The sequence below is a fragment of the Xanthomonas sp. LMG 12459 genome (genome assembly GCF_009192905.1).
Lineage (GTDB): Bacteria > Pseudomonadota > Gammaproteobacteria > Xanthomonadales > Xanthomonadaceae > Xanthomonas_A > Xanthomonas_A sontii.
Map to the genome: position 1 here is coordinate 23,705 of NZ_NSGT01000087.1, position 6,468 is coordinate 30,172.

Annotated in this window: 6 protein-coding genes; 4 read left to right on the top strand and 2 right to left on the bottom strand. The window is 71.4% G+C overall.

From position 1 onward, the window contains the following. Positions 1 to 60: 60 nt before the first annotated feature. Positions 61 to 1,041 carry a uroporphyrinogen-III C-methyltransferase gene (locus tag CEK65_RS17525; RefSeq protein ID WP_017908650.1) on the top strand — a complete coding sequence of 327 codons (981 nt, stop codon included), beginning with the start codon at positions 61 to 63 and terminating at the stop codon, positions 1,039 to 1,041. Next, complete coding sequence (locus CEK65_RS17530; protein ID WP_017908649.1) at positions 1,038 to 2,306, top strand: heme biosynthesis HemY N-terminal domain-containing protein; 1,269 nt, start codon at positions 1,038 to 1,040, stop codon at positions 2,304 to 2,306. The genes CEK65_RS17525 and CEK65_RS17530 overlap by 4 nt, the downstream gene beginning before the upstream one ends. A gap of 228 nt (positions 2,307 to 2,534) precedes the next feature. Here the strand turns inward: CEK65_RS17530 and CEK65_RS17535 are convergent, their stop codons facing one another. Both CEK65_RS17535 and CEK65_RS17540 read right to left on the bottom strand, forming a co-directional pair. Continuing rightward, complete coding sequence (locus CEK65_RS17535; protein ID WP_152182522.1) at positions 2,535 to 3,104, bottom strand: hypothetical protein; 570 nt, start codon at positions 3,102 to 3,104, stop codon at positions 2,535 to 2,537. Positions 3,105 to 3,263: 159 nt separating this feature from the next. Further along, the gene (locus CEK65_RS17540) at positions 3,264 to 4,544 is read right to left on the bottom strand and encodes an acetyl-CoA C-acetyltransferase (RefSeq protein ID WP_026143786.1); all 1,281 of its coding nucleotides are present in this window, start codon (positions 4,542 to 4,544) and stop codon (positions 3,264 to 3,266) included. A 105-nt stretch (positions 4,545 to 4,649) separates the two neighbouring features. Between CEK65_RS17540 and CEK65_RS17545 the strand changes: the two genes are divergently transcribed. Both CEK65_RS17545 and CEK65_RS17550 read left to right on the top strand, forming a co-directional pair. Then, positions 4,650 to 5,537 (top strand): hypothetical protein, encoded by an 888-nt coding sequence (locus CEK65_RS17545; RefSeq protein ID WP_152182523.1) that lies wholly within the window; start codon positions 4,650 to 4,652, stop codon positions 5,535 to 5,537. Positions 5,538 to 5,738: 201 nt separating this feature from the next. After that, complete coding sequence (locus tag CEK65_RS17550; protein WP_150408896.1) at positions 5,739 to 6,305, top strand: NADAR family protein; 567 nt, start codon at positions 5,739 to 5,741, stop codon at positions 6,303 to 6,305. Positions 6,306 to 6,468: the final 163 nt, after the last annotated feature.

A 6,468-nucleotide genomic window follows, 5' to 3' on the forward strand; every position in this document is an offset into this window, starting at 1 on the left:
GCGGTGCCGCGCCGACCGCCGCCTTGCTCGCGACGGGCGACGGCCCCCAGGACGCTGCCGATGACCGACGAAATCCCGATCACGCCTCGCCGTTCCACACGCTGGATCTGGTTGCTGCTGGTGCTCGCCACGCTGGCCGCGCTGGCGTTCGCCGGCTGGCGTGGCTGGGACTGGTGGCAGGCGCGCAGCGCGCGCGAACTGGCCCAGCAGTCGGACCTGCAGCAGCAACTGCAGGCCTTGCAGCAGGCCCAGGACAGCCTGCGCCGCGACCAGCGCGCCACCGCGCAGCGGCTGCAGGACGCGGCCAGCACCAACCGCGTGCTGCGCGACGAAATGCTCGGCCTGAGCCAGCGCAGCGCGCTGCTGGAGGCCAATGTCGCCAAGCTCGCCGATTCCAACCGTCACGGCGCGCAGGCGCTGCGCCTGGACGAGGTCGAACTGCTGCTCAACCAGGGCCAGCAGCGCCTGCTGCTGGCCGGCGATGCGGCCGGCGCGCGGCGTGCCTACGCGCTGGCCAGCGGTGTGCTGGACGGCATCGACGATCCGCAATTCCTCAACCTGCGCCAGGCGCTGCTGCAGGAACGTACCGCGCTGGACGCGCTGGGCGACGGGCCGCAGGCACGCCTGGCGGCGCAACTGGATGCCTTCGCCGCCAGCCTGGACAAATTGCCGACGCAATTGCCGGAGAGCGCGCAGCAGCCGCTGTGGCAGCGCCTGCTGGCGCCGCTGGTGAAGATCCGCCCCTCGCAGGGCGGCGTCCTGGCCGCCGGCTCGGAGCGCGTGGCCGCCCACGACGCGCTGCAGCTCGACCTGACCCTGGCGCGCGCGGCGCTGGAACGCGGCGACACGCGTGGCTATCGCAGCGCCCTGGCCGGCGCCGGGCGCTGGCTGTCGCGGCTGTGGCCGGAGTCGCCGCAGCTGCGCGAACGCCGCGCCGCGCTGCGCACCCTGGCCAATGCCGATCTGCGCCCGACCATTCCCGAACTCGGAACCACCCTGCAACAGTTGCGCGCGATGCGCGACGCAAGGAGCCCGTCATGAAATCCCTTCGTTCCCTGATCGTGCTGTTGATCGTCATCGCGCTGGGCGTGATCGGTGCGCAATGGCTGGGGCAGGACCAGGTGCGCCAGCTCGGCGAGGTGATCGTGCGCGTCGGCGGTACCGACTACATCGCCTCGCTGCCGCAGGCCTCGCTGCTGCTGGTGATCGCGTTCCTGGCGCTGTGGCTGGTGTGGAACGTGCTCAGTTTCCCGTTCCGCGCCTGGGGCCGGCGCCGCCGCAAGCAGTCGCGCGCGCGCCTGCTCGACGGCCTGGCCGCCGCCCACGCCGGCCAGTGGACGCGGGCCGAGAAGCAGCTCAACGCCGCCGCCGAAGACCCCGAGGTCAGCGCCATCGCCCTGATCGCCGCGGTACGCGCGGCCGATGCGCGCGGCGACCGCGAGGCCACCGAGCGCCACCTGCGGCGCCTGGCCGAACGCGATCCGGCCGCGCATGCATTGCTGCTGGCCGAACTGCATCTGGAGCAGCAGCGCCCGGTCGATGCGATCAATGCGCTGGACGTGGCCGCGGCGCAGCCGCTGCCGCCGCGCGGGCTGTTGCTGCGCACCGAGGCACTGACCCGCATCGGTCGTGCCGGCGAGGCCTACGGCCAGCTCGGCGCGATCCGCCAGCAGCAGGCGCTGCCGCTGGAGGCGATCGCCACGCTGGAAACGCGCCTGGCCGCGGCCTCGCTGGACCAGGCCGCCGATGCCAATGCCCTGGCCGAGCGCTGGGAGAGCCTGCCCAAATCGCTGCGCAGCGAGCCGGCGGTGGTCGCCGCCTACGCGGTGCGCGCGGCCGCCCTGCGCTGGGACGATGCGGCGCTGCGCAGCTTGGAGCAGGCGCTGGACACGCGCTGGGACGAAGGCCTGGCCGCGCTGTACGGGCGCCTGCCGGTGGAGAAGTACGATTCGCGCCGCGCCAGCGCGCAGCGCTGGCTGCAGGCGCATCCGGACAGCCCGGCGCTGCTGCTGACCCTGGCGCGTCTGGCCAGCCGCCAGCAGCAGTGGCCGCAGGCCGAGGAATTCCTGCACCGCGCGCTGGCGCTGGGTGCCGGTGCCGAGGCCTGGGAGGTGTTCGGCGACGGCTATGCCGACGCCGGCGACATGCTCGCGGCGCAGCGCTGCTACGCCAATGCGCTACGCGTGCAGCGCGGCGACATCGCGCAGCCGCTGCCCGAGCCGGTCGCGCCGGTGACCCCGATCGCGCCGGCGCCGGACAGCACGGAACGCCGCGACGACCATGGATTCCCGCGGCTGGAGGGTTGAGTCCGTCCCGGTGTTGTCAGAGATGGCCGAGCCTGCAAGACCAGGCCGGGCACGCTGATCCGCGGCGAAAGCGCGTCATGGCTGCTTCCGGACGCGGCAGCGCACGCGCATCGCTCCTGCGCCGATCAGCGAAGAGGAGCACGGCAGAAGGCCTGGGCCGCGTCGTGTGCCCAGGCCGGCGGCGCGCCGGTCATCGCATCCGAAGGTAGGCCGGCCGCGTCCGTCCGCTCAGCGCCGCAAGGCCGGCGGCAGCGCCGGCAGGCGCGCCAGGAACGCGGGCGCCAGGCCCTTGTAGCGCGCATAGCGCTCGTCCATGCGCCGCGGCACCAGGATGCGCGCGCCGAACATGCCCCAGATCAGCATGACCAGGAACACGGCACCTCCCAGCCAGAACCCGCTCTCGCCGCCGACGGCGACTCCCAGCAGCGGGCCAACCAGGAAGGCACCGGCGATCAACAGGATGTACCGGTTGCGCCGACGCCGATGCACCGCGCACATCCCGAGCACATGGCTGCTGCGCTTGCGCGCGACCAGCGCCGCGATCGCATAGACCAGGATGCTCACCAGGATCAGCGCGTACCAGCCCGGCGCGTGCCAGTAGAAGGTGCGCTTCTTGAGTTCGTCGTTGCCCAGCGCCGCCCCGCACTTCACACAGTGCGGCGGGAACGGCGCATCCCGCAGGCACAGCAAATCCGTGCCATCGCGCCACAACGTCTCGCCCGGCAACGGCGGCGGCAGGCTGGACGGACTGGCGACGCTGGGCGCCTGGTACGGATTGAAACTGCCCTGCTCGGTCATGGCCTGCGCCCCCTGCGCGCCGTGTCGCCCGCGTGACGCAGGCGAATCGGCGGGCATGGTAGCGCGACGGATGCGGCGCGGTCAGCGCCGGGGCGGCGCCGCAGGGCCGAAGGCCGTGGCGCGGCGCACGCCGGCACGAGTGCCAGCGCGCGGTGACGCTCAGCGTTCGACGATCGCCACCACGCCCATGCCGCCGGCGGTGCAGATGGAGATCAGCGCGCGGCCACCGCCGCGTTCGACCAGTTGCTTGGCGACGGTGGCGACGATGCGCGCGCCGGTCGCGGCGAACGGATGGCCGGTGGCCAGCGACGAGCCCACCGGATTGATCTTGGCCGGATCGATCTGCCCCAGCGGCGCGTCCAGGCCCAGCCGGGTGCGGCAGTAGTCCTCGCTCTCCCAGGCACGCAGGGTGCACAGCACCTGCGCGGCGAAGGCCTCGTGGATCTCGTAGATGTCGAAGTCCTGCAGGCGCAGGCCATGGCGCTTGAGCATCTCCGGCACGGCCACGGTCGGCGCCATCAGCAGGCCTTCGCCGTGCACGAAATCCACCGCCGACACCTGCGCATCGCGCAGATAGGCCATCGGCACGTGGCCATGCGCCTGCGCCCATTCTTCCGAGGCCAGCAGCACCGCGGCGGCGCCGTCGGTCAGCGGGGTCGAGTTGGCCGCGGTCAGGGTGCCGCGGCCGCTGACCTTGTCGAACGCCGGCTTCAGCGTCGCCAGCTTCTCCAGCGAGGTGTCCGCGCGCAGGATGTTGTCGCGCTCCACGCCGCGGAAGGGCGCGATCAGGTCGGCGAAGAAGCCGCGCTCGTAGGCGGCGGCCAGCTTGTGGTGCGAGGACACCGCCCAGGCGTCCTGCGAATCGCGCGAGATGTTCCACTGCTTGGCCATGTCCTCGCAGTGGTCGCCCATGCTCTTGCCGGTGCGCGGCTCGGCCACGCCCGGGAACTCGGGCTTGAGCTCGGCGAACTTGAAGCCGCGGGTCAGCGCGCGCAGCTTGTCGCCGGTGCTCTTGGCACGGTTGGCCGCCAGCAGCCGCGCGCGCAGTTTCTTGCCGTAGACGATCGGCACCTCGGAGGTGGTGTCCGAGCCGCCGCCGATGCCCGACTCGATCTGCCCCAGCGCGATCTTGTTGGCGACGGTGATGATGCTGTCCAGGCTGGTGCCGCAGGCGCGCTGCAGGGTGATGCCCGGAGTCAGCGGCGACAGCCCGGAGGACAGCGCCGCCTCGCGGCCCAGGTTCCAGTCACTGGAATGTTTGATCACCGCGCCCATCGCCACTTCGCCCAGCTGCTGCCCGTGCAGCCCGTAACGCTCGACCAGCGCGCCCAGCGTGCGCACCGACATGCCGAGGTTCCCGACATCCGCATACGCCGTGTTCTGCCGGCAAAACGGAATGCGGACGCCGCCGAGAATGGCGACGGGACGGGCTGCTGGCATGGGATTACCTCGCGCGAGGGGAGTCGGGGACATGGCCTGCACGGTAGCGCAGGCATAATGAAGCGAGTGTAGCTATGCGCCCGCGACGGGCCAACCGCCAATCCCATGACCCAAGCCTCCGCCACTCGCCACGCCCACGGGGTCATCGCCCTGGAATTGTCCTCCGGGTGCGAACCGGCGCACCCGGCGCTGCCGCATGCGCAGGCCGCCGAACTGGCCGAGAAGGTCGGCCGCGACCTGGCGCAACTGGTGCCGGCGGTGCGCGAACTGGAACTGAGCTTGGCCGGCGCGCATTTCGACCCGGCCGAAGCGTTGCGTCCGGGCTGGCCGCTGCACCGGCGCCTGGAGGAACTCGCCGCCCGCGCGCCCGGCCGTCACGACGGCCCGCGACTGCTGGCCTTCGGCACCGATGCCGACGGCAGCGTGCCGCTGCCGTTCCAAGCCGACGCCGGCCTGCGCGGCGGCGCATTGCGGGTGGTGCCGTTCCTGCTCAGCGGCCCGGCCGACACCGTGCAGTCCGTGGCCGAGGCATTGGAGGACGTGTTGCTGGCGCAGGGCATGGCGCAGGCCGATACCGCGCTGCTCGCGCAGCAGGGCTTTGGCGCGGAGATCGAGCACGCCCGCTACCTGACAGGCCACGACCTGGCGGCGATGATGTCGATGCAGTACGACAACCAGGGCCTGGCGCCGCTGTGGCCGCTGATCGAGACCGCGCTGCTGGCGCCGGACCAGGAAGAATGGCTGCAGGCCCCGCCGGAGCCGCTGCTGCGCTACCGCGAAGGCGAGGTGCGCATGGCGCTGTTCGACCCGGCCAGCTGGTGCGCGCACTACGCCTACGACCGCCAGGACTGCGAACGCCTGCAGCGGGTCTACGAGCAGTACCTGGCGCGCCAGCGGCAACTGGCCGCGGTGCTCGAGGCCCACGGCCTGCCGGTGCTGTACGTGCATTGCGAGAGCGGGCAGGACGCCAAGCAGGCGTTGCTGGCGGCCTGAGCCACGTCAGCACCTCCACTGGCGTGCCGCTGCCCGACCGGAGCAAGCGGGCCAGCGGTGGCCTCCGGCAGGCGCACGTTGGAGAGAGAACGCGATGCCGGGCTGACATGGCGACAGGCGGCCGCAACGGCATGTTGCAGCATCCGCGGCGCTGCCCTGGCACCGCGGGGTTGCAGCGCTTGATTTCCAGCGAGGACATCCATGCACACCGTGTTGACCGTCGAAGCGCTGTGCGCACGTCATCAGGCGGGCGAACCCCTCAAGTTCGTCCACTTCTGGGGGCATACGCCGAAGCAGCCCGGCGCCATCGACCGCAGTTGCTTCAGCCAATGGTTCGAGGCGCCGTTCGTGCTTGATTCGGTGACCTATCCCACCGCCGAGCATTACATGATGGCCGGCAAGGCGCGGCTGTTCGGCGATCATGCCGCCTGTGCCCGCATTCTGGCCGCCGCGCATCCCGGAGAAGCCAAGGCGATCGGGCGGGAGATCCAGGGTTTCGATGAATTCACCTGGCGCGATGCCCGCATGCAGTTGGTCATCGCGGGCAACCTGGGCAAATTCGGCCAGCATGCGGCGCTGAAGACCTTCCTGCTCGGGACCGGCGGCAGGGTACTGGTCGAAGCCAGTCCGGTCGACCGGATCTGGGGCATCGGCCTGGCGGCGGACGACCCGCGCGCCGCCGATCCCACGACGTGGCAGGGCGAGAACCTGCTGGGCTTCGCCCTGATGGAAGTCCGCCGGCAACTGGCGGAATCAGATCCTCGCTGAGCGCGACACACGATGCCGCTCTGCTTCATGCAGCCTCGATCCGACGCGACTGGAGCCATTTTCCGGATATCAGCGGATCCAGGAAGCGGAAAACGGCGGCGCCCGCAACACGGACGCCGCCATCACGAACGTCATCCAGCGTGCACTTACTGCGCCGGCGCAG